19 protein-coding genes are annotated in these 23,198 nt (G+C 36.0%); 17 read left to right on the top strand and 2 right to left on the bottom strand.

Going from position 1 to position 23,198, the window contains the following annotated elements:
• Nucleotides 1-32 precede the first annotated feature (32 nt).
• From FJ651_RS09615 to FJ651_RS09575, 9 genes are all read left to right on the top strand, one after another.
• Nucleotides 33-1,082, top strand: coding sequence for an acyl-CoA reductase (locus FJ651_RS09615; RefSeq protein ID WP_140990301.1), 1,050 nt, complete (start codon nucleotides 33-35; stop codon nucleotides 1,080-1,082).
• 101 nt (nucleotides 1,083-1,183) lie between these two features.
• On the top strand, nucleotides 1,184-2,245 hold the full coding sequence (serC, locus tag FJ651_RS09610) for a 3-phosphoserine/phosphohydroxythreonine transaminase (RefSeq protein WP_140990300.1): 1,062 nt from the start codon (nucleotides 1,184-1,186) through the stop codon (nucleotides 2,243-2,245).
• A gap of 21 nt (nucleotides 2,246-2,266) precedes the next feature.
• Entirely contained in the window at nucleotides 2,267-3,217 is a 951-nt protein-coding gene (locus FJ651_RS09605) for a D-2-hydroxyacid dehydrogenase (RefSeq protein ID WP_140990299.1), read from the top strand.
• Between the two features lie 73 nt (nucleotides 3,218-3,290).
• Complete coding sequence (locus tag FJ651_RS09600) at nucleotides 3,291-3,926, top strand: DUF937 domain-containing protein (protein WP_140990298.1); 636 nt, start codon at nucleotides 3,291-3,293, stop codon at nucleotides 3,924-3,926.
• Between the two features lie 86 nt (nucleotides 3,927-4,012).
• Nucleotides 4,013-4,465 carry a DUF6146 family protein gene (locus tag FJ651_RS09595; RefSeq protein WP_140990297.1) on the top strand — a complete coding sequence of 151 codons (453 nt, stop codon included), beginning with the start codon at nucleotides 4,013-4,015 and terminating at the stop codon, nucleotides 4,463-4,465.
• 22 nt (nucleotides 4,466-4,487) lie between these two features.
• Nucleotides 4,488-4,991, top strand: a complete 504-nt coding sequence (locus tag FJ651_RS09590) for a DUF6787 family protein (RefSeq protein WP_140990296.1) — start codon at nucleotides 4,488-4,490, stop codon at nucleotides 4,989-4,991.
• Nucleotides 4,984-5,316 carry a hypothetical protein gene (locus tag FJ651_RS09585; protein WP_140990295.1) on the top strand — a complete coding sequence of 111 codons (333 nt, stop codon included), beginning with the start codon at nucleotides 4,984-4,986 and terminating at the stop codon, nucleotides 5,314-5,316. Before FJ651_RS09590 ends, FJ651_RS09585 begins: the two co-directional genes overlap by 8 nt.
• A 38-nt stretch (nucleotides 5,317-5,354) precedes the next feature.
• A complete protein-coding gene (locus FJ651_RS09580) occupies nucleotides 5,355-7,757 on the top strand; it encodes a TonB-dependent receptor (protein WP_140990294.1) in 2,403 nt (800 codons plus the stop codon).
• 24 nt (nucleotides 7,758-7,781) lie between these two features.
• A complete protein-coding gene (locus FJ651_RS09575; protein ID WP_140990293.1) occupies nucleotides 7,782-8,351 on the top strand; it encodes a type 1 periplasmic binding fold superfamily protein in 570 nt (189 codons plus the stop codon).
• Between the two features lie 52 nt (nucleotides 8,352-8,403).
• Here the strand turns inward: FJ651_RS09575 and FJ651_RS09570 are convergent, their stop codons facing one another.
• Nucleotides 8,404-8,667, bottom strand: coding sequence for a hypothetical protein (locus tag FJ651_RS09570; RefSeq protein WP_140990292.1), 264 nt, complete (start codon nucleotides 8,665-8,667; stop codon nucleotides 8,404-8,406).
• Nucleotides 8,668-8,819: 152 nt separating this feature from the next.
• Between FJ651_RS09570 and FJ651_RS09565 the strand changes: the two genes are divergently transcribed.
• The 4 genes from FJ651_RS09565 to FJ651_RS09550 all read left to right on the top strand — a co-directional run bounded on the left by FJ651_RS09565 (nucleotide 8,820) and on the right by FJ651_RS09550 (nucleotide 14,415).
• Nucleotides 8,820-11,297 (top strand): DUF5916 domain-containing protein, encoded by a 2,478-nt coding sequence (locus FJ651_RS09565; RefSeq protein ID WP_246085344.1) that lies wholly within the window; start codon nucleotides 8,820-8,822, stop codon nucleotides 11,295-11,297.
• Nucleotides 11,298-11,347: 50 nt separating this feature from the next.
• Nucleotides 11,348-12,010 (top strand): ABC transporter ATP-binding protein, encoded by a 663-nt coding sequence (locus tag FJ651_RS09560; protein ID WP_140990291.1) that lies wholly within the window; start codon nucleotides 11,348-11,350, stop codon nucleotides 12,008-12,010.
• A gap of 7 nt (nucleotides 12,011-12,017) precedes the next feature.
• Nucleotides 12,018-12,794: a TIGR02757 family protein gene (locus FJ651_RS09555; RefSeq protein WP_140990290.1), complete on the top strand. Its 777-nt coding sequence runs from the start codon at nucleotides 12,018-12,020 to the stop codon at nucleotides 12,792-12,794.
• Nucleotides 12,795-12,921: 127 nt separating this feature from the next.
• Nucleotides 12,922-14,415, top strand: a complete 1,494-nt coding sequence (locus FJ651_RS09550; RefSeq protein ID WP_140990289.1) for a S10 family peptidase — start codon at nucleotides 12,922-12,924, stop codon at nucleotides 14,413-14,415.
• A 217-nt stretch (nucleotides 14,416-14,632) separates the two neighbouring features.
• Here FJ651_RS09550 and FJ651_RS09545 read toward each other — a convergent pair whose 3' ends face one another.
• Nucleotides 14,633-15,157 (bottom strand): hypothetical protein, encoded by a 525-nt coding sequence (locus FJ651_RS09545; RefSeq protein ID WP_140990288.1) that lies wholly within the window; start codon nucleotides 15,155-15,157, stop codon nucleotides 14,633-14,635.
• 171 nt (nucleotides 15,158-15,328) lie between these two features.
• Here FJ651_RS09545 and uvrA point away from each other — a divergent pair, with 171 nt between their 5' ends.
• The 4 genes from uvrA to FJ651_RS09525 all read left to right on the top strand — a co-directional run bounded on the left by uvrA (nucleotide 15,329) and on the right by FJ651_RS09525 (nucleotide 23,074).
• The gene (uvrA, locus tag FJ651_RS09540; protein ID WP_140990287.1) at nucleotides 15,329-18,175 is read left to right on the top strand and encodes an excinuclease ABC subunit UvrA; all 2,847 of its coding nucleotides are present in this window, start codon (nucleotides 15,329-15,331) and stop codon (nucleotides 18,173-18,175) included.
• Nucleotides 18,176-18,282: 107 nt separating this feature from the next.
• Complete coding sequence (locus FJ651_RS09535; RefSeq protein ID WP_140990286.1) at nucleotides 18,283-18,969, top strand: LOG family protein; 687 nt, start codon at nucleotides 18,283-18,285, stop codon at nucleotides 18,967-18,969.
• A 95-nt stretch (nucleotides 18,970-19,064) separates the two neighbouring features.
• Nucleotides 19,065-20,240, top strand: a complete 1,176-nt coding sequence (locus FJ651_RS09530) for a hypothetical protein (RefSeq protein WP_216746116.1) — start codon at nucleotides 19,065-19,067, stop codon at nucleotides 20,238-20,240.
• A gap of 68 nt (nucleotides 20,241-20,308) precedes the next feature.
• Nucleotides 20,309-23,074: a gluzincin family metallopeptidase gene (locus FJ651_RS09525; protein ID WP_246085343.1), complete on the top strand. Its 2,766-nt coding sequence runs from the start codon at nucleotides 20,309-20,311 to the stop codon at nucleotides 23,072-23,074.
• Nucleotides 23,075-23,198 lie beyond the last annotated feature (124 nt).

Raw genomic sequence — 23,198 nt, 5'->3', positions numbered from 1 at the left:
TAAGACGGTAGTTGCTAACAAACAAACTATAAATGAATTTAGAACAAAGAATACGCGCTTTTGCTGATTTAGGTCAGTTTTTTCAACAGTATTTAAACGAACAAGCTAAAGATGAACCACAGTTTAATGAATGGCATAAAAACCTTCACACAGCTATTCAAAAATCAAAAGCTGCTAACGCCTGGTTCACTACCGAAAATATCATTTTTGCACTTAACAGCTGGGCAGAGGTTCTCACCGTAAAACAATTAGAGCAATGGTTAAAATCTTATTCTATAAATAAAGTAAAACCTAAAAGAGTAGCCATTATCATGGCAGGGAATATTCCTTTGGTAGGTTTTCACGATTTTTTATCGGTTTTGATTTGCGGACACTCGGTTTTAGTCAAACAATCTTCAAACGACCAGTATATATTACCGGTAATTGCTGATGTTCTGACTTCATTTAATTCTGAATTCCAAGAGAATATCGACATTACTTCAGAAAAACTAACCAATTTTGATGCGGTAATTGCCACCGGAAGCAATAATACGGCGCGTTATTTTGAGTATTATTTTAGAGACAAGCCGTCGATTATTCGAAAAAACCGAAACTCGGTTGCAGTACTTACAGGTAATGAAACTGCTGAGGAATTAGAGCTTTTAAGCGAGGATATTTTTAGATATTTTGGCTTGGGCTGCAGGAATGTTTCAAAGTTGTTCATTTCTGAAAACTACAATTTTGACCCATTTTTCAATGCTGTTTTTAAATGGAATGGCATTATCAATCACCACAAATACGCCAATAATTACGACTACAATAAAGCAGTGTATTTAATGAGCGAATTCAATATTTTAGACAATGGCTTTTTTATGCTGAAAGAAGATTCAAATTACGCATCGCCTATTTCGGTGGCGTTTTATGAATATTACAACAATTTAGAGGAACTTCAACTTAAATTAACTTCTGAAGGTGATCAAATTCAGTGCGTGGTTTCCGGAGCTTCTGCGGGTATTGGAATTGCTTTTGGAAGCACCCAGCAACCCAAATTATGGGATTATGCCGATAATGTTGATTCTGTTGATTTTTTGTTGAAAATTTAATGTAAAAATTACAGTTTTTTCAATGGACTTTCAACGATTAATTAGCACCTTTGTATCGGTTTTTTTAAAACCCATTCAGTAAAAAAGTAATTTTTAAACACATGAAAATACACAACTTTAGCGCAGGACCCTGCGTGTTACCACAAGAAGTATTGCAAAAATCAGCCGAAGCCGTTATAGACTTCGATAACGGTCTATCTCTTATAGAAATATCCCATCGCAGTAAAGCATTTGTTGACGTTATGGAGAACGCCCGCGCCTTGGCTTTAGAACTTATGGGGCTTGAAGGTAAAGGATACAAGGCTTTGTTTTTAGCAGGTGGCGCGAGTTTACAATTTGTGATGGTAGCTCAAAATTTACTCGAAAAACGCGCCGGATATTTAAATACAGGCACCTGGAGTAAAAAAGCTATTAAGGAAGCTAAAATTTACGATGATATTTATGAAGTGGCTTCCTCTGAAAGCGCCGGATTTAATTACATCCCTAAAGGCTACGATATACCTTCAGATTACGACTATTTCCACTGCACCTCAAACAATACCATATTTGGCACGCAAATGAAGTCGTTTCCCGATTGCGAAATTCCAATGGTATGCGATATGAGTTCAGATATATTCTCGAGAACTCTAGATTTTTCTAAATTCGGACTTATTTACGCAGGAGCACAAAAAAATATGGGTCCGGCTGGAACCACACTGGTTGTTGTTCATGAAGATATTTTAGGAAAAGTATCCCGAAAAATTCCGGCTATGTTAGACTATAAAGAGCACATCAAAGCAGGAAGTATGTACAATACGCCGCCTGTTTTTCCGGTTTACGTGAGCATGCTTAATCTACAATGGTTAAAAAAGTTAGGCGGTATAGCAGGTATTGAAAAGGAAAATGAGAAAAAAGCTCAATTAATTTATTCTGAAATAGATTTAAATCCGCTTTTTAAAGGTTACGCCGTTAAAGAAGATCGCTCTAACATGAACGCGACTTTCACCTTAGAAAACGAAAATTTAAAAGAAACCTTCGAAACCATGCTTAAAGAAGCCGGCATTAGCGGACTTAGCGGTCACCGAAGTGTTGGTGGCTACAGAGCCTCAATGTACAATGCCTTAAGCTTAGACAGTGTGAAAGCTTTGGTTGAAGTTATGAGTGAATTAGAACGTAAGGCATAATTAATTAGATAAATAATTAGAATGAAAGTACTAGCAAACGACGGAATTTCAAAAAGTGGTATCAAAGCACTGGAAGCAGGCGGTTTTGAAGTTATTACCACCACTGTTGCTCAAGAGCAATTGATAAATTATATCAACCAACACGATGTTTCGGTTTTATTGGTTAGAAGTGCAACCACAGTTAGAAAAGATTTAATTGATGCCTGCTCCTGTATAAAAATTATTGGACGCGGTGGTGTTGGGATGGATAACATTGACGTTGAATATGCCAAATCAAAAGGTATACACGTTATCAATACACCTGCAGCTTCGTCTCAATCTGTAGCCGAGTTGGTTTTTGCACATTTATTTAGTGGTATACGTTTTTTACACGATGCAAACCGCAATATGCCATTAGATGGCGACACCAAATTTGGTGCACTCAAAAAAGCCTATGCCAAGGGTATTGAATTAAGAGGGAAAACACTCGGTATTGTTGGCATTGGACGTATTGGCCAAGAAGTTGCAAAAATTGGATTAGGACTTGGCATGAAAGTGATAGCCACAGATAAATTTATAGATGAAGTTGAAGTATCAGTCGATATTTTTAATGGCCAATCACTTAAAGTTAAAATAAAATCTATCGATTTTGATAGTGTTTTACGTGAAAGCGACTTTATAACACTACACGTACCTGCACAAAAAGAATTTGTAATAGGTGCTGCCGAAATAGAGAAAATGAAAGATGGTGCCGCCATCATCAACGCCGCCCGCGGTGGCGTTATTGATGAAGTAGCGCTCATTGAAGCTTTAGATTCGGGCAAATTGTCGTTTGCAGGATTAGATACTTTTGAAAACGAACCAACGCCTGCCGTTAAAGTTCTAATGAATGAAAAAGTTTCTTTAACGCCGCATATTGGTGCTGCTACTAACGAAGCCCAAGATAGAATTGGCACAGAATTAGCCGCTCAAATCATTAGCATTCTTAAATAACAAAAGCAAAAAGAAATTTTGTGTTGTATACATTAAATAATTTATTAATTTTAAGCAATTCAAAATCAAAATTATGGCCGGGATATTAGATTTACTCAGTTCAGATGTAGGGCAAACCATTATTAAAGGTGTTTCAAACGAAACCAAACAGCCTGAGAACAAAACAAAGAGCATATTAACCATGGCGATGCCGGTTTTAATCGAAGCCATGAAAAGAAATGCCAACACACCCGAAGGTGGTGAATGCCTTATGAATGCTATTTCTACAAAACATAATGGTAGTATTTTAGATAATTTAGATAGTTTTTTTGAAGGAGGCGTTAATGAAAGTGATAAGCTTGATGGTTCAAAAATTTTAGGTCATATTCTTGGTAATAAAACACAATCAGTTGAAAAGGCTCTTGGAAGTAAAGCCGGGCTTGATGCCGGAACTGTAGATCAAATATTAAAAGTAGCCGCTCCCGTTTTACTAGGTATGATTGGAAAACAAGCCAATCAAACCAAGGCCAAAAACCCATCAGATTTAACTTCCATTTTGGGTGGATTACTCACCAATAATTCTGCCGATAAAAAGCAGGCCTTCTTAACCAGTATTCTCGATGCTAATGGTGATGGATCTATCATGGATGATGTTGCCGGAATGGTGTTGAATAGAAGCAATAAAGGTGGTATTGGTGGTTTGTTAGGGAGTTTATTTGGAAAAAAATAATTCTTTTTAAAACTTATATTTAAAGTCGGTTTTTAACCGACTTTTTTATTTAAGCTATTTTGGTTGCTTTTTCTTATCTTTAAATCATGAAGGTTCCTGTAAGATATTACATTGGCATTGTGCTTTTTCTACTCGTGCTATCTTCGGCATGTCATAGTCCAAAATCATCTAATGCCATAAATGATGAGCGACTTCAAAATCAAAAATATTCAGATACTGTAAAAATGACCAGCGATAATGGCGAATACCAAATCATCATAATAGAACCCGGTTTTTATGGATGGCTTAACTCGATTGCAAGAGCTCGAGGTTATTACTCACAAAGCTTTTTTGAAACCAGAAATCTTATGCTGGTTCAAGAATATAATCTAAGAGTTCAGCAGCCTGATAGATTTGACCAAAATTTATACCCCTTCAGAATAGAGTATTATCCCGCTATTAATTATGGTTATGAACTTAATTACCAACTGTATAATTATTTTGTGTACTTCCAATTGCATTATAATCAGCGTTTGACTCCAATTGAACCGAGAATTTAGTAATTTTGCACCCGAATTGCACATGAAAAGATTTAAAGAACATTGGCAGATTACAAGTAACTGGCAGTTATTGTTCCCGGTTTTGGGAATGATCTTAGCTGTTTACAGTGCTTTCAGGCTAGCAAATTTACTTTTTCAGGACCAAGACCAAGCATTATTATTGATAACAATGGCCACCATGATTTTTAGTGTTATGGTGATTGGTATTTCGGTTTGGGTAATTAATAAGCTCGAAGGAAGATGGATTGTTGATGCCAAATGGGAGCTCATACGTATTTTCATAGTATTTGCTGTTACAGGTTCGTCATCTGTATTTGTTGGAAGACCTATTATGAAGCTTATGGGTATTACTAAAGAAAACTTAAATATTATAGTTTACTGGGTTTTATTCATTATCATTGGCCTTGTTTTCTATCAACTGTTATTAGTTTTTTTTGGATGGGCTTTTGGCCAGTTTAAGTTTTTCTGGAATTTTGAAAAAAAAATGCTCAAACATTTTGGTTTGAAACGTTTTATAAATGAATAAGAACAAACTTCATATAAGTTTTAGAATATTTGCAATGGTGCTGGTAATGGCCATATTGGCTCCTGTTGGAGTTAAATTGGCACATAGCTTAAACCATCACGAACACGAAGTTTGTCAAGGTTACGCCGAAACTCATTTACATAGTCTTGATTTAGACTGTGAGTTTTATAAATTTAAGTTAAGCAACGAATTAAATATTAATGTTTATAACTATCAAAACGCCGTAAACGCAGTAAATAGTTATTTAATTCAGACATTACATTTCTTACCATACACTCATCAGCATTTATCTTTCTCGTTAAGAGCACCACCGGCTTCTGCATAATTTAATCAGAAGTTAGTTCAACCTAAGGTGTTTTATAAATGAAGTATTTTTATTGGGTTATTGCCTTTTTTATCATTTATTACGGGCAAGCTCAAAATTGCAGTTATATTTTTTCGGGTAAAGTTTTAGATTTCCACGACGGTAAGGCCATCGAGGCGGCTACTGTATACATCAAAGAATTAAATAGATTTACGGTTACCAATCGTGATGGAGATTTTAAAATTGACAAGCTTTGCACCGGTGAATACACTGTAATTTTCACGCATATTGGATGTGAAGATAAAGAGATAAAAATAAATCTTACTTCTAATTTAACACAAACGGTAAGGCTTGAACATCATATTGAAGATCTTAATCAAATTAGTTTAACAGGAAAAGCACCAAAGCAAACCAGAAGCGGTCAAGAAACACGAATTTCAGCCGAAACTTTAGAAAGTTACAGTTCCCTGAGCTTAGGAGACGTTTTAAAAGAAGTTTCAGGTGTTACCTCACTCAATACCGGTAACACCATTGTAAAACCCGTGATAAACGGCATGCATAGTAGCAGAATTATTATCATGACCAATGGCGTAAGACTTCAAGACCAGGAATGGGGTGTTGAACATGCGCCTAACATTGATATTAATAATGCAGGTGCGGTTTCGGTTATAAAAGGTTCTGCCGCCTTAGCTTTTGGAGGTGATGCCATTGGTGGCGTAGTAAATCTTAAACCATTTCAGTTTAAAAAAACAGATTCTATTTTTGGGAAAACCATTTTAAGCGGGCAAACTAACGGTCGTGGTGGATCGTTGCATACGGCCATCACCAAAACCTACCAGTCAGGTTGGTACGCATCATTAAACGGAACACTTAAAAATTATGGCGATTTTGAGGCGCCAGATTATGTGTTATCTAATACAGGTATGAGATCTGGCGCACTGGCTTTTCAAACCGGGTACGACACTTTTGAAAAAGGTTTTGATCTCAGCTATAATTACATCCACAACAATATTGGTATTTTAAGAGCATCTCATATAGGTAACATCAACGATTTGGTAAACTCTATTAATAGTCAGCAACCATTGGTTATTAATCCGTTTACAAGAGATATTAATTCACCAAGACAAGATGTAGATCATCATTTGGTAAAGCTGAGTGCTTTTAAAAGAATCAAAGATTTTGGCAAAATAATGGTGCAGTACGATTATCAAAACAATCGTAGATTCGAATTTGATGTACGTATAGGAGATAATCGTAATACACCGGCTGTTGACTTAGAACTTAAAACGCACTCTGTATTGGCGCAGGTTAGAAAAGATATAAACTTAGATCGTATTTACACCTTCGGAATCATGGGACGTTATCAAAATAATTTTGCAAATCCCGATACCGGTGTTAGGCGACTCATTCCTGATTACGACAAATATGATTTTGGAGCATTTTTTACCTCTGAATGGAAAATTACAAACGATTTTATAATAGATGCAGGTTTGCGATATGATTTTAACCGAATTGATGCCCAAAAGTTTTACAGAATTAGCCGATGGAACGATTTGGGATATAATGAAGATTTTCCTGAGTTTGTAGTGAATGATACCGATTTTGGAACACAAATGCTTACCAATCCGGTGTTTAACTATCACAATATTTCAGCGGCTATTGGATTGACCTACGATTTAAATGACGAGCATAAATTGCTAACCAATTTGAGCATGGCCATGAGACCACCAAATCCTGCCGAATTATTCAGTGAAGGATTGCACCACTCTGCCGCGAGAATTGAAATTGGTGATTTGCGCAACGATCAGGAAACAGCTTACAGATGGTCGGGAACTTACAACTATCAAAACAATCAAACTAATGTGGTGGTTGAAGCTTTTTATAACTACATTAATAATTATATCGTGATAGAACCTACAGGAACAGAACAAACCATTAGAGGTGCGTTTCCTGTATGGCAATACCGTCAAACCAACGCGCAGTTGTTCGGAATTGATTTAAGTGTAACACATGAAATCTCAGAACGTTTCAGTTTTAGTAATAAATCCTCATTTATTAAAGGTTATGAAACAAATAACAATCGTCCGCTTATAGACATTCCAGCTGTTAGAACCATTAATAGCATTGAATTTAACAAAACGGAATGGAATAATTTTAGCACGGCCTTAACAAGCGAATATGTGTTTAGACAAAATGAGTTTCCCGATAATAACTTTGAGCAGTTCATTGCATCTGAAGACCGATTTGTACTGGTAGATGTTAGCACACCGCCGGCAGCCTATCACCTGCTTAACTGGAAAGCGTCTATGGATTTTAAACTATCGGAAAAATCAATATTAAACGTAAATCTATCTGTAAACAACTTATTAAATGAAAATTACAGAGATTACCTTAACCGACTAAGATATTTTGCTGATGATCTTGGAAGAAATGTAATGTTACAATTAAAAATAAATTATTAACTATTAATTATTAAAATCAAACAAATGAAAGCAATTAAATTTTTATCGATGTTAGCAATCGCAGCATTAACCTTTAACAGTTGTTCAAACGATGACGACGCTCCAGACCCTGTTAATGAAGAAGAAGTTATTACAACCGTTATTGTAAGTTTAACACCACAAGGCAGTGGCACAGCTGTAACATTAACTTCAAGAGATTTAGATGGTGACGGACCAAATGCACCTATAGTTACAGTTTCAGGACCTTTAAGTGTTGGTACTGTTTACAACGGCAGTATTCAATTTTTAAATGAACTTGAAAACCCGGCTGAAGATATTACCGAAGAAGTTGCTGAAGAAGATGATGAGCACCAGGTATTTTACAGTGTTACAGGAGGAATTGGTTCAATCACTTATACCGATAGCGACGGTAATGGAAACCCATTAGGTTTGGCATTCACATTATCAACGAGTGCTAGTGCAACAACCGGCGTAATGACGGTGATTTTAAGACATGAGCCAAACAAAAATGCGGCAGGTGTTAGTGATGGAGATATTACAAACGCAGGTGGTGAAACAGATATTGAAGTATCTTTTAATGTAGCTGTAAATTAAGCTTTATTACCTTATAAAAAAGCGGCTTTTCGCCGCTTTTTTTTTTTTGATATTAGCCTTTCACTTCTATAACATGATCTTCGTTTTTACTAAAAACATAAGTATAAAACCACATGATAGTGAATGTTGGAATGATATCAAGGCCCGGCAGTATTTCTTCAATAAACGATACAACTCCGGCAACCTTACCTTTATTACCGGGATACATTCTCGTCATAATATAAGCCGAAAGCGGTGCCCAAATAACATCAAATATTGTAATGAAACCGATGAAATCCAACACAAGGCTTAAAGCTAATTTTTTATATTTTCCCATGTCTCAGTTATATTATAAAACCAATAATAACAATAAATGTACCAAATTATTGTGTAGTGCACCTTACAAAGGTTTGTATAGTTTAACATATAGTTAATAAAAATTGCAAAGCGCAAAACTTAGCTTTGCCATACCTAATAAACAAATACTTTTTGCAACCTTCACAATCAAAAAATAACGTCTCTCAATTCATCTGCCATTTCTTAGTTGTAATTATTTTGGGTTTTCAATATCAAACTGTTTTTAGTCAAGATATTCCTCCAAAAAAAAGGCTACAAATTGCACGTACACATCAAGCACCAGTCATTGATGGTATTCTTAACGACTCCATTTGGAACCACGCCGAGACCACCACAGGTTTTACACAATACAAACCTGATATTGGTCTACCGGCTACCCAAGATAGAAGAACAATTATACAAATGGCATTTAATGATAAAGCCATTTATATTGCTGCAAAATTGTACGATGATCCAACTTTAATGATGAACCAACTAACAGCGAGAGATAATTTTGGGCAAACCGATTATTTTAAAGTCACCATTAATCCCAATAACGATGCCCAAAACGACACCCAATTTGTAGTATTCAGTTCTGGCTTACAAGCCGATGCTATTGCTAACCCTACCATTGGCGAAGATTTTAGCTGGAATGATGTTTGGGAAAGTGCGGTTGTTAGAACCGAAGAAGGCTGGACATTAGAAATGGAACTTCCTTATAGAACTTTGCGTTTTGCCGAAGAAGAAAAACCTGTGTGGGGCATACAATTCATTAGATTTTTTAGACGTGAACGTTCTGAATATGCCTGGAACCCAATTGATCCAACCAAAGGAATTGTAGGATTGTATCACGGAGAATTGGTAGGTCTTGAAGATTTAAAACCTCCGGTAAGGCTTAATTTATACCCCTTTACAACCGGTATAGTTAACAATTTTGACGGTAAAACCGAGACGAAACTCACTTTTGGAATGGATCTTAAATATGGTCTATCAGATAATTTCACTTTAGATGCCACATTAGTGCCAGATTTTAGTCAGGCCCGTTTTGACGATATTGTTTTAAACCTAGGACCGTTTGAACAAACCTTCGCAGAGCAGAGACAATTTTTTACCGAAGGTATTGACTTGTTTTCAAAAGGTAATTTGTTTTTTTCACGTCGTGTTGGCAGTAGACCTACCGGAAATGTTGACTTAAATGATAACGAAATAACACAAGATTTTCCTGAAGAAACCAAAGTTCTTAACGCCGCTAAAATATCGGGAAGAACAAAAAATGGACTAGGTATTGGTTTGTTTAATGCTGTTACCGCCAATACCTTTGCTACAATTAGAGATACAATTACGGGAGCGGCGAGACAGCAACTGGTGGAACCACTAGCCAACTACAACATTTTGGTGGTAGACCAGCAATTCAACAGAAATTCTTCTATTAGCCTCATCAATACCAATGTATTAAGAGAAGGAAATTTTAGAGATGCCAATGTAACTGCTGCACTGTTTGATATTGTAAATAAAAGAAACACCTACAATGTTGCAGGTGATATTAAAATGAGCAGACTTAATCTTCAAAACACAGAACAAGTTGGTTATAGTAGCAGTTTTAGAGCAGCCAAAGTACATGGTAATTTTAGATATGGTATGAGACACAGCTTTGCAGATACGCAATACGATATTAATGATATTGGATTAATATTTAGAAACAATTTCAATAATTTTAGAGCAGAAGCGTCCTATCAAATTTTTGAACCTACCAAAAAACTTAATAGCTACAGTTTTCAGTTGAGTTACAATCATAACCGTTTAGCAAATCCAGGCGTTTATACCGGGACCAATATAGGCTTGTCTTATAGAGCCAGTACAAGAAAATTAGATTCTTACGGTTTTAATTTTGATCTACAACCGGGTAAACAATATGATTATTTTGAAGCAAGAACACCAGGTAAATTCTTTATTTACGAAAATTATGTGCGCCTTGGCGGTTTTTTATCAAGTAATTACAACCGAAGATTTGCAGTCGATCTCAGACCAAATTTTGAAACACTTTTTGAAGACGGTAGAGAATATACAGCTTGGAATACCAGACTGAGTCCACGTTTCCGATTCAACGACCATTTTTTAATGGTTTATACCTTTGCCTATAACTTTAGAAATAACGATCGCGGTTTTGCTACACGTCAAGCCGGCGAGCCTGTTTTTGGTGAAAGGGACAGACAAATTATAGAAAACAGTATTTCGACGAATTATACGTTTAATCCGTTTCAAGTATTGTCATTAACTTTTAGAAATTATTGGGATACCGTTACTTATGACAATTTTTATAGTTTACTGGACAATGGTAGATTAGTTCAAAACAACAATTTTAACATCAATACTTTGGATAACAATCCCAATATCAATTTTAGCACATGGAATTTAGATTTGAGTTATTCATGGCAATTTGCTCCCGGTAGCTTTTTAACAGCCTTATACCGAAATCAATTGTTCAATAATACCAATAGCTCAACCGAAAATTATACCGATACACTTAACAACTTGTTCAACGCTCCTGCCCAGCATACCATTTCGGTTAGGGTTCAGTATTTTCTGGACTATGCCAACCTAAAATCTGTTTTTCAGAAAAATAACAGTTAATATTTGTAGAAAGTTGTTTTAAATAGTACTTTTCAAAATCATAAAGACAAATGATTCAAGCAAAACAAATTTATAAAACCTACGGTGATTTACAGGTGTTAAAAGGCATCAATCTCGAGATTGCCAAGGGTGAAATTGTATCTATTGTTGGCCCGTCGGGTGCAGGAAAAACAACCCTTTTACAAATTCTGGGAACTTTAGACAAACCTGATAAAAATCCCAATACAGAACTCATTATTAATGGTGAAAATATTTCGTCGCTAAACGATAAAAACCAGGCAAAATTTAGAAATACGCATATCGGTTTCATTTTTCAGTTTCACCAGTTGTTTCCTGAGTTTACAGCCATCGAGAATGTCTGTATTCCGGCATTCATCAAAAACACTTCAAAATCTCAGGCAGAAAAAGAAGCTAAAAAACTACTGGATTATCTTGGCTTGTCTCATCGTATCAACCACAAGCCAAACGAACTTTCAGGTGGTGAACAACAACGTGTGGCAGTTGCCAGAGCGCTAATTAATAATCCGGGATTGATTTTTGCCGATGAACCTTCCGGAAATTTAGACAGCGAATCAGCCGAAAGTTTACACCAGTTATTCTTTAAACTTCGTGATGAACTTGGTCAAACATTTGTGATTGTTACCCACAATAAAGCATTGGCAGATATGGCCGATAGAAAGTTGACAATGGTTGATGGCAATTTCAAAATTTAATAAATAAGTGGCGAAATCGTTAAAATTTTTAGAACTAAAAGATTTTTTAGACGAAAAAGTATCGCTTTACAACCACCCAAAATTCATTGAATCCGACCCTATTCAAATTCCGCATCAATTCAGCTTAAAAGAAGATATTGAAATTGCAGCGTTTTTAGCAGCGACAATTGCTTGGGGTAACCGTAAGAGCATCATTAACAATGCACATAAAATGATGCAATTAATGCATCAATCGCCCTATGATTTTGTTTTAAACCATACCAACGAAGATTTAAAACAGCTAAACACTTTTGTGCATCGCACGTTTAATGGCGATGATTTTATCCAATTTATTAAAAGCTTAAAGCACTTATATACAAAACATAACGGACTAGAAGCAGTTTTTGCTCATCATGCCGAAACTAATTCTATGCAACATGCCATTCATGAATTTAAATTGAAATTCTTCGAAATACAACATCTCAAAAGAACCACGAAACACATTAGTGATCCTCTGAAAAATTCAGCCGCTAAACGCATCAATATGTTTTTGCGATGGATGGTACGTAACGACGGTGCCGGTGTTGATTTGGGTATTTGGAAAAGTATCAAACCGTCTCAACTCTCCTGCCCGCTTGATGTACATTCCGGTAATGTAGCCAGAAAACTAGGCTTACTGAAACGTTCACAAAATGATACCAAAGCATTGGCCGAATTAGATGCAAAACTCAGAAAACTCGACCCAACGGATCCTGTTAAATACGATTTTGCGCTTTTTGGGTTGGGTGTTTTTGAGAAGTTTTAAATGTTGCCATGAATCCACCAAGTATCTTGGGGACAAGTTGCTCGAATATATGTTTAAATATAGTCCGTAATTAATAGGTTAAACAAAAAATAATTAAATTCGTGCATTCGTGGCTAAATCAAACATTATGAAATCAAAAATAACTCTGCTCACCCTATTATTTACAGTATATCTAACAGCTCAACCTATTGATGTTCCAATTGATACTACTTACATTACATCACACTCAGTTAATATTAAAGGTACCGCTGTTACTTATAACGCACATACGGGTATGCTACCGGTTTGGCACAAAGACGAACCGGTTGCTACCTTGTTTTACACCTATTACAAACGCAGCAATATAAAAGACGTCGCTAACAGACCCATTGTATTTTCATTTAATGGTGGTCCGGGTTCGGCTTCGGTGTGGATGCATGTGGCTTATACCGGTCCGAAAGTTTTAAATATCGATGACGAAGGTTATCCCTTACAACCTTATGGAGTTAAAGACAACCCACATTCCATTTTGGATGTAGCCGATATTGTATATGTGAACCCCGTAAATACGGCCTATTCAAGAATGCTACCCAACAAAGAGGGCAAGCTTCCTGAGCGTGATTTATTCTTTGGAATTAATGCTGATATCAAATATCTGGCCGAATGGATGAATACCTTTGTTACACGTTATAATCGCTGGCCATCACCCAAATATATTATTGGCGAAAGCTACGGCGGAACGCGTGTTATGGGATTGGCACACGAACTCCAAAACAGCCAATGGATGTACTTAAATGGAGTTATTATGGTATCGCCGGCTGATTATAAAGTGTTGCGCGTTGGCGGACCGGTTTCCTCTGCACTTAATTTACCATATTACACGGCAGCGGCCTGGCATCATAACAAATTGCCGCAAGAACTTCAGCAAAAAGATCTTTTGGAGATTTTACCTGATGCAGAAGAATTTGCTATTCAAGAATTAATTCCGGCGTTAAGTAAAGGCGGATTTATCTCAGAAGCTGAACGAAATAAAATAGCGGAGAATATGAGTAAATTTTCCGGACTAAGTTCTAAAGAAATTCTTCAGCTCAATTTAGATGTGCCAACCTCCTATTTTTGGAAATCGTTGTTAAGAGACGAAGGCAAAACCGTTGGCAGATTAGACTCTAGGTATCTTGGTTTCGATAAAACCGAAGCAGGCACCAGTCCCGATTACAATTCTGAAATAGATTCTTGGCTGCACTCATTTACTCCGGCCATTAACTACTATATTCAAAATGAATTGAAATTCAAAACCGATCTCAAATACAATATGTTTGGCGATGTGCACCCATGGAATAACGAAAACGACAATGTAAGGGACAATCTGCGATTAGCAATGGCCCAAAATCCGTTTTTAAAAGTATTGGTTCAGTCGGGGTATTACGATGGTGCCACCACTTACTTTAACGCTAAATACACCATGTGGCAAGTTGACCCAAGCGGCAAGATGAAAGACCGTTTTAGCTTTAAAGGCTATAGAAGCGGACATATGATGTATTTGCGAAGCGAAGATTTAAAAGCTGCCAATGACGATTTACGAGAGTTTATTAAAAATTCACTTTCAAATGGCAAAGCGGCGAAATATGAGCGCCAAAACTAAGAATTTTTAATAATAGTTAACGGTTTATTAAGTTAGATTGCATATCGCAATTTCATATCATACATTCTTGTTGTATTATTCCTCTAATATTGTGCTTAAAATGCTGTATATCAAGCTTTAATATCCCAATAACAGCGAGCAATCGTACTTCTAATATCGTACTTTTAATATTGTACTTTTAATATCCCACCTCCGGCGGGCGGGCGTACTTCCTATATCATCCTCCCTTTTGCCCAACAAACTGTTGCGTCTTTAATTTGAACAATACATTAAAACTGGTTAAGCTACCATAACTTCGGGTGATGTATTGCTGCAAATCAAATTTTTCTTGTTCATCTAAATTACTGCTGTTGATTTTTTGCTCCATAACTCTCAACCTATCGCGTACCATGGTGATTTTATGAAAAAAGGTGTCAATTGGCAATTCTTTGCCTTGTAAGGCTGTATCTCCGGGTTCTAAAATGAGCTTACCACCTTTCCATTTATCGGCTATAGGAACTACTTCTGAAGCATCACTCCATTTTTTTAGAATTTCAACCAAGCTAGATTCTACATCAAAAAAGCTAATAGTATCAACAGCATCTTCTTGCGCTTCTATTACCGTAAAATCGCTATCTAATTCAATAGTTTCTAATCCACTTTCAATAAATGTTACCCAATAATGTCTGGATGTTACGTTGGTAATAACGCCTTTACCGTGTTCGGGGTGCTCAATTCTTGAGCCTATTCCTAATAATTTCATATGTTTTTGATTGTAATAAATTCTATTTATATCGATAAAATCAAGTCTAATTTCACTCTAAAATCACCATACAATAATAAGAAAATTGGTTTTAAACTTCAACTTAGTTTCGCAACTAAAATTGTAACTTTGTTGTTTGGTTGTTTTAACACAAAAATTGGCCTTATTGCTATGAAGGAATTTACTGAAGCGATCGAAGTTAAAGGCGCTCGCGTTCACAATTTAAAGAATATAGACGTTACCATTCCAAGAGATCGGTTGGTGGTTATTACCGGTTTATCGGGTAGTGGTAAATCTTCTTTAGCGTTCGATACCATCTATGCTGAAGGTCAACGGCGCTATATCGAAACATTTTCGGCTTATGCCCGACAGTTTTTAGGCGGATTGGAGCGACCCGATGTTGATAAAATAGATGGATTGTCTCCCGTGATAGCCATCGAACAAAAAACAACCGGTAAATCGCCACGTTCCACCGTTGGCACCATTACCGAAATTTACGATTTTCTTCGCCTTCTATTCGCCAGAGCGGCTGATGCTTACAGTTATGAAACCGGTGAGCAAATGGTAAGCTATACCGATCAGCAAATCAAAGATTTAATTAAAGAAAGCTTTAGCGGTAAACGCATCAATATTTTAGCTCCGGTTATACGAAGCAGAAAAGGGCATTACCGCGAATTGTTTGAGCAGATCGCCAAACAAGGTTTTGTAAAAGTAAGAACCGATGGCGACATTGTTGATATTGAAAAAGGTATGCGTCTGGACCGCTATAAAACCCACGATATTGAAATTGTTATAGACCGATTACAAATTGATGAGACAGAACAAAGTGATAAACGCCTTGCTGAATCAATAAACACGGCAATGTATCATGGTAACGATGTACTCATGATTGTTGAACAAGAGTCTGAGACACCTCGTTATTTTAGTAGAAATCTAATGTGTCCATCTTCAGGCATTTCATATCCAAACCCAGAACCTAATAACTTTTCATTTAATTCACCTAAAGGCGCTTGCGATACTTGTAACGGCATTGGAGACCTGCACGTTGTTAATGTTGATAAAATTGTTCCTAACACAAAATTATCTATTAAAAACGGAGCTTTAGCACCACACGGACCTCAGAAAAACAGTTGGATTTTCAAACAATTCGAAATTATAGCACAACGTTATAATTTTTCGTTAAATGATGCCTGGAAAGATATTCCTGACGAAGCTAAAGAAGTAATTCTATATGGCGGAAAAGAAAAATTCTCTGTTGAAAGTAAAACACTAGGCGTTACCCGCGACTACAAAATAGATTTTGAAGGCGTTGCAAATTTTATAGAAAGTCAGTACCAAAGTAACGACTCCAAATCCTTAAAGCGATGGGCAAAAGAGTACATGGACAAAATTACCTGCCCTGATTGCCATGGTAGCCGACTTAAAAAGGAGTCGCTATATTTTAAAGTGAATGGTAAAAACATTGCCGAATTATCTCTCATGGACATTGAAGAGTTGGCACATTGGATTGAAGATTTACCCAAAAATCTAAGCGCCAAACAACTGGCAATTGCCGAAGAAATCATCAAAGAAATCAAGAACCGTGTACAATTTTTACTCGATGTAGGTTTGAATTATTTAAGTTTACATCGCAGCTCAAAATCTCTTTCAGGTGGCGAAGCACAACGAATAAGGTTGGCTACCCAAATTGGCTCTCAACTTGTTGGGGTTTTGTATATTTTAGACGAACCCAGTATTGGTTTACACCAACGCGATAACGAACGACTCATCAATTCTTTAGAATCACTAAGAGATGTTGGTAATTCGGTGATCGTGGTAGAACATGATAAAGACATGATTTTAAGAGCCGATTATGTAATTGATATCGGCCCGAATGCCGGTAAATATGGAGGGGAAATCATAAGTATAGGAACACCGGCCGAAATGCTCCTTCAAAATACCATTACAGCACAATATTTAAGCGGTGAAAAACAGATTATATTACCTGAAAAGCGTCGTAAAGGCAATGGAAAAAAATTAGTATTAACGGGTTGTACAGGTAATAATTTAAAAAATGTTGATGTAAGCTTTCCGCTAGGTACCATGATTGGTGTTACCGGAGTTTCGGGTAGTGGAAAATCTACGCTAATTAACGAAACGCTTTATCCAATTTTAAACGCACATTTTTTTAATGCTGTAAAAAAACCCATGCCCTACAAAAGTATCAAGGGTTTAGAGCATATAGATAAGGTAATTGACATAGACCAATCGCCCATAGGCAGAACACCACGCAGTAATCCCGCTACCTACACAGGCGTATTTAGTGAAATCAGAAACTTGTTTGCCATGATACCCGAGGCGATGATTAGAGGTTATAAACCCGGCAGATTTAGTTTTAACGTGGCCGGTGGACGATGCGAAACTTGTCAGGGTGGCGGATTGAAGGTAATAGAAATGAACTTTTTACCAGATGTTTATGTAGAATGTGAAACTTGCCAGGGCAAAAGATTTAACCGCGAAACACTTGAAATAAGGTACAAGGGTAAATCGATTAGTGATGTATTGGAAATGACCATTGATGAGGCTGTTGACTTTTTCGCGCACATACCAAAAATTTACATCAAACTCAAAACCATTCAAGATGTTGGATTGGGATATATTACCCTCGGGCAGCAAAGTACAACACTTTCGGGTGGCGAAGCACAGCGAATTAAACTGGCATCAGAACTTAGTAAACGCGACACAGGAAACACCTTTTATATCTTAGACGAACCCACAACCGGCCTTCATTTTGAGGATATCAATGTTTTGATGAAAGTACTTCAAAAATTAGTAGATAAAGGAAATACCGTTGTAATTATCGAACACAATCTTGATGTGATAAAAATGGTAGATTATATCATTGACATTGGTTATGAAGGTGGTAAAGGAGGCGGAAAAGTTGTAGCTGTGGGAACTCCTGAAGAAGTGATCAAAGACAAAAATAGTCACACCTCTAAATTTTTAAGAAAGGAACTAAACGTAGTTGTTAGCAATTAACAGCTTTCTAACTCGATTTATTTTTTGAAATAATTATTTTTACAGATATTGAAATAACCCAATCCACCAACTGTGTTGGGACAAGTAACTGAATAACTATAAATAAAATGAGAACAGAACAAAAACATAAAGGCTGGAATGAAATTAAAACCAACGACTCTTGGGCCATTTTCAAAATAATGGGCGAATTTGTTAACGGATTTGAGCGCATGAGTAAAATTGGTCCGTGCGTATCCATCTTTGGATCAGCACGTACCAGACCGGGAGAAAAATATTATGATCTAGCCGTTGAGGTAGCGCAAAAAATTGTAGAACACGGTTATGGGGTAATTACGGGTGGTGGACCGGGCATTATGGAAGCCGGTAATAAAGGTGCGCATTTAGGTGGTGGAACATCGGTTGGACTTAATATTGACTTGCCGTTTGAACAACACGACAATCCTTATATAGATTCAGATAAAAGTTTAGATTTCGACTATTTCTTCGTTAGAAAAGTAATGTTTGTAAAATATTCTCAAGGATTTGTTGTAATGCCCGGTGGATTTGGAACTTTAGATGAATTGTTTGAGGCAATCACACTTATTCAAACAAGAAAAATTGATATGTTCCCAATAATTTTGGTAGGCACTGATTTTTGGGGTGGTCTCTGGGAATGGGTTAAAACTACCATGCTCGAAGTCGGCAACATTAGTGCAGATGATTTAAATCTGGTTCACCTTGTTGATACTCCTGATGAAGTTATAGAAATACTCAACAACTTCTACGAAAATTATAGATTAAGCCCTAATTTCTAATATACAACCGATAACTTATGTTTAAAATAAAGCTTTTAATAATTGCAGTATTTTGCTGTACAGTCTCTGTTTCAGCACAATCTCAATTTAAAGTTATGTTTTATAACCTTTTAAATTACCCCAACGAAACCACCTTCCCAAATAGAGATTTAGACCTGACAACCATACTCAGTTCTTATCAACCTGATTTATTAATGGTGTGCGAAGTCAATAACGAAAACGGTGCCAATCAAATTTTAAACATTGCCCAAAATAGTATTACTGTGAATTATGCTTCGGCAAACTTTGTGACTAATAGTTCAGACGATTTAACCGGAGACAATAACGAACTTCAAAATATGCTTTATTACGATAGTAGTAAATTCACACTCGAATTCCAGACCGAAATCCCCACATTGATCAGAGATTTTAATCACTATCGTTTAAAATTAAAAACAGAAAACCAAGAAAGTGACCCCATTTATTTAGAGGCTTTTGTTGGTCATCTTAAAGCCTCTTCCGGTATTGAAAACGAAAATATACGCTCACAACAAGCCCTGGATTTGATGAGTTACATTAGCACATTACCTGCTGACAGTCATGTGGTTTTTGGTGGTGATTTAAATTTATACACGGCATTTGAATCGGCTTTTCAGGTTTTATTAGATAATACCTATCCTATAACTTTAGCCGATCCGCCCAATCGCGTTGGTCAATGGAGTAATAATCCGGAATTTTTAGATGTGTTTACCCAGTCTACAAGAACATTATCAAATTTAGGCGGTGCTGCAGGTGGATTTGACGATCGTTTTGATTTTATTTTAACTTCGGAAAATATGTTAACCAATTCCGATTTATATTACGCACAAGACTCGTACCAGGTTTTTGGAAATAACAACAATCCAAATTGTTACAATCGCGCCATCAACGGTGACGATTGCAATGGCGAGTTATTCAATCTAAGCATTCGTCAGGCATTACACGATTTTAGTGACCACTTACCCGTTACCCTAACATTGGAAACACCACAAACTTTAGGTGGATCAGAATTTGAAACCACTACAACATTTGCGGTAATAAATACGTTTATCAACAACGGTTTGTTACAGATAAATACTTCAGATTACTCAACCTTAGTAATGGTTAACAGTTTAGGACAAATAGTTAATTATTATTCTTTACCTCAAGCTACTAACATTACAAAAGATGTTAGTAATTTAACTAGCGGTGTGTATTGGCTTATGGATAACACCAACAAAAATATAGTTGTGAAATTAATTATAAGCAATTGAATTATTTAAAATTCATACTGTTACTAATATTGTGCACGGGTCAATATTATCTAGTGGCTCAAAACAGTATGAGCATTAAAGCCAAACTTAATGTTTCTGAAAAATCCTTTACTATTAATCAGGAGATTATTTACAAAAACACCTCTAACGATTCTTTAACTTCTATTTATCTAAATAATTGGAATAACGCTTATTCTACAAAAACAACGCCCTTGGCAAAGCGCTTTGAACAAGAGTTTAGCACAAAGTTTCACTTGGCTAAAAGTAACGAAAGAGGTTATACGGTTGTTACCCAAATTACTGATAATTTAGATAATGAACTAGTAAACCATAATTTAAAAGATCGTCCGGATGTAATAAAAGTCGAACTTGCACAACCATTGTTACCCGGTGAATCTTATCATATCAAGTTGAATTATATTTTAGTTGTACCGGATGATATCTTTACGGGATATGGCATTACAAAAAATAAGGAATTCAATTTAAAATACTGGTACATATTGCCGGCGGTATATGACGGAAAGTGGCACTATTACAGCAATAAAAATTTAGATGATTTGCTTATTCCAAAAGCTGATATTCATCTTGAATTAGAACACCCACGAAACTATACCGTGGTTTCAGAACTAGATGTGGTAAATTTTAGTCCGGACGGTAATATTCAAACAACCACTTTATTTGGTAAAGATCGTACAGATTCGTTTATTGTAATAGGAAACTTCCCCAATTATAAATACGTTCAAACAGATCAAATAAATTTGATATCAAATATCAACGAAACAGGACTACAGCCGCAGGATAAAGCCATTCTTACCGATAAAATTGTACGCTATTTAAACACCAATTTAGGTACTTATCCGCATAACAAACTATTAGTTTCTGAACTGGCATACAAACGCGACCCATTATATGGTCTCAACCAATTACCAAATTTTATAAAAGTTTTTCCCGATAATTTTCAATACGAACTAAAACTGCTTAAAACAGCATTAAAAAAGTACATCGATAATATTCTACTCATGCACCCGCGAGAAGATTATTGGCTTTCAGAAGGATTGCAGATTTACTACCTGATGAAATATGTAGACGAAAATTATCCTAATACTAAACTTTTGGGAGGATTGTCAAATATCTGGGGTATAAAATCTTTTAATGTAGCAAAAGCAGATTTCAACTTTCAATATTATTTGTTTCACATGGAAATGGCTCGAAGAAATAACGATCAGCCACTAGCCATGTCTAAAGATAAACTCTTAAAATTCAACTCAAATATTGCCAACAAATACAAAGCCGCTATAGGATTGGTCTATTTAGATCAGTTTATGGAAGACGCTAATCTCTCACAGTTATTGAAAACTTTTATCGACGATAATAAACTCAATTATACAACCACAGATGAATTTCAGGATTTTTTGAGCAACCAAACTTCTAAAAATATTGACTGGTTTTTTGATGACTATGTTGGTACTCGAAAAAAAATTGATTTCAAATTAAAAAAGGTCAAAACAACCGATGACTCTATTCAGATAACAGTTAAAAACAAACGCAATCACAGCATTCCGGCTAAACTTTACGCTTATAAAGGTGATTCGGTAAAAAACACCTATTGGCTTGAAAATATAAAAGATGAATTTGAATTTACCATTCCAAAAGACAGTATTACCAAATTAACAATCAATGAGGATTACATTATCCCTGAAATTAACCGACGTGATAATTTCGACAATCTGAAAGGAATTTTTGGTTCAGGAAAGCCATTTCAAGTAAGGATATTTAAAGATTTGGAAGACCCGAGATACAACCAGATTTTTATGATGCCGCTTATAGAATATCGCAACATTTACGATGGTTTGGTTATTGGAACCAAATGGTATAATAAAACTTTGTTGCGCCGAAGATTAAATTATCAATTTTCACCACAATACGCCATTAACTCGAACACCATCACCGGATCAGCTTCTGCTTACTACACGCATTTAATTGAAGATAAGGATCTTTTTGACATTACCTATGGCGCTAATGTAAGGTATCAATCGTTTGCACAAGATGCTTTCGTAACCTCGTTTACGCCACAAGTGGCTTTTACTTTCAGAAAAGACAGCGATTTTAGAAGCGACCTCATACAACAAGCTAGTGCGCGTTATGTTGGTATTAGAAGAAATCTTGGACCAGATGCTCTGGTTAATATAACCGAACCGGATTACGGCGTATTTAATTTACGTTATGTACTGGTAAACCCCGGAATAATCAACTACGCGAGGTTTTCGGGTGATTTTCAGGTAGCAGAGAATTTTAGTAAGGTGGCCGTTAATTACGAATTTCGAAAACTTTTTGAAAACAATCAGCAATTTAGCTTTAGGTTTTTTGCCGGAGCTTTCATAAAAAATAATACACCTGTAGACAGTGACTTTTTTAGTTTTGCCTTAGACAGACCAACCGATTATTTATTTGACCTACCCTATTTAGGAAGATCTGAAGCCTCAGGTATTTTTAGTCAGCAAATCATTATTGCCGAAGGTGGATTTAAATCTAAACTCGATACACCTTTTGCCAATCAATGGATGACAACAGCTAACTTTAGCACGTCTATTTGGCGTTACATTCAGGCTTATGGCGATATTGGGTTGGTTAAAAACCGGTTTAATCCGGCAAAATTTGTTTACGACTCAGGAATAAGATTGGTGTTGGTTGAAGATTACTTTGAACTTTTTTTTCCGATATATTCAAATTTAGGTTGGGAAATTGCCCAGCCTAACTACGATCAAAAAATTCGCATCATGTTTACAGTAGACCCACAAGTTTTACTAGGGTTATTTAGACGAAAATGGTATTGAGTTATTTTTAACAAAAAGTCTGATTTTTAGCATATTTTTAATATTTAATAAAATTTATGCCTAATTTTTATTAATTCTTTAATTTGAAGACAAAATAGTGCTTGTCAAGATTTATTTATTTCAT

It is taken from the genome of Paucihalobacter ruber (assembly GCF_006494535.1).
GTDB classification, from domain to species: domain Bacteria; phylum Bacteroidota; class Bacteroidia; order Flavobacteriales; family Flavobacteriaceae; genus Paucihalobacter; species Paucihalobacter ruber.
Note: the sequence above shows the minus strand (reverse complement) of the source record. Positions and strands in the feature narration are given on the sequence as shown.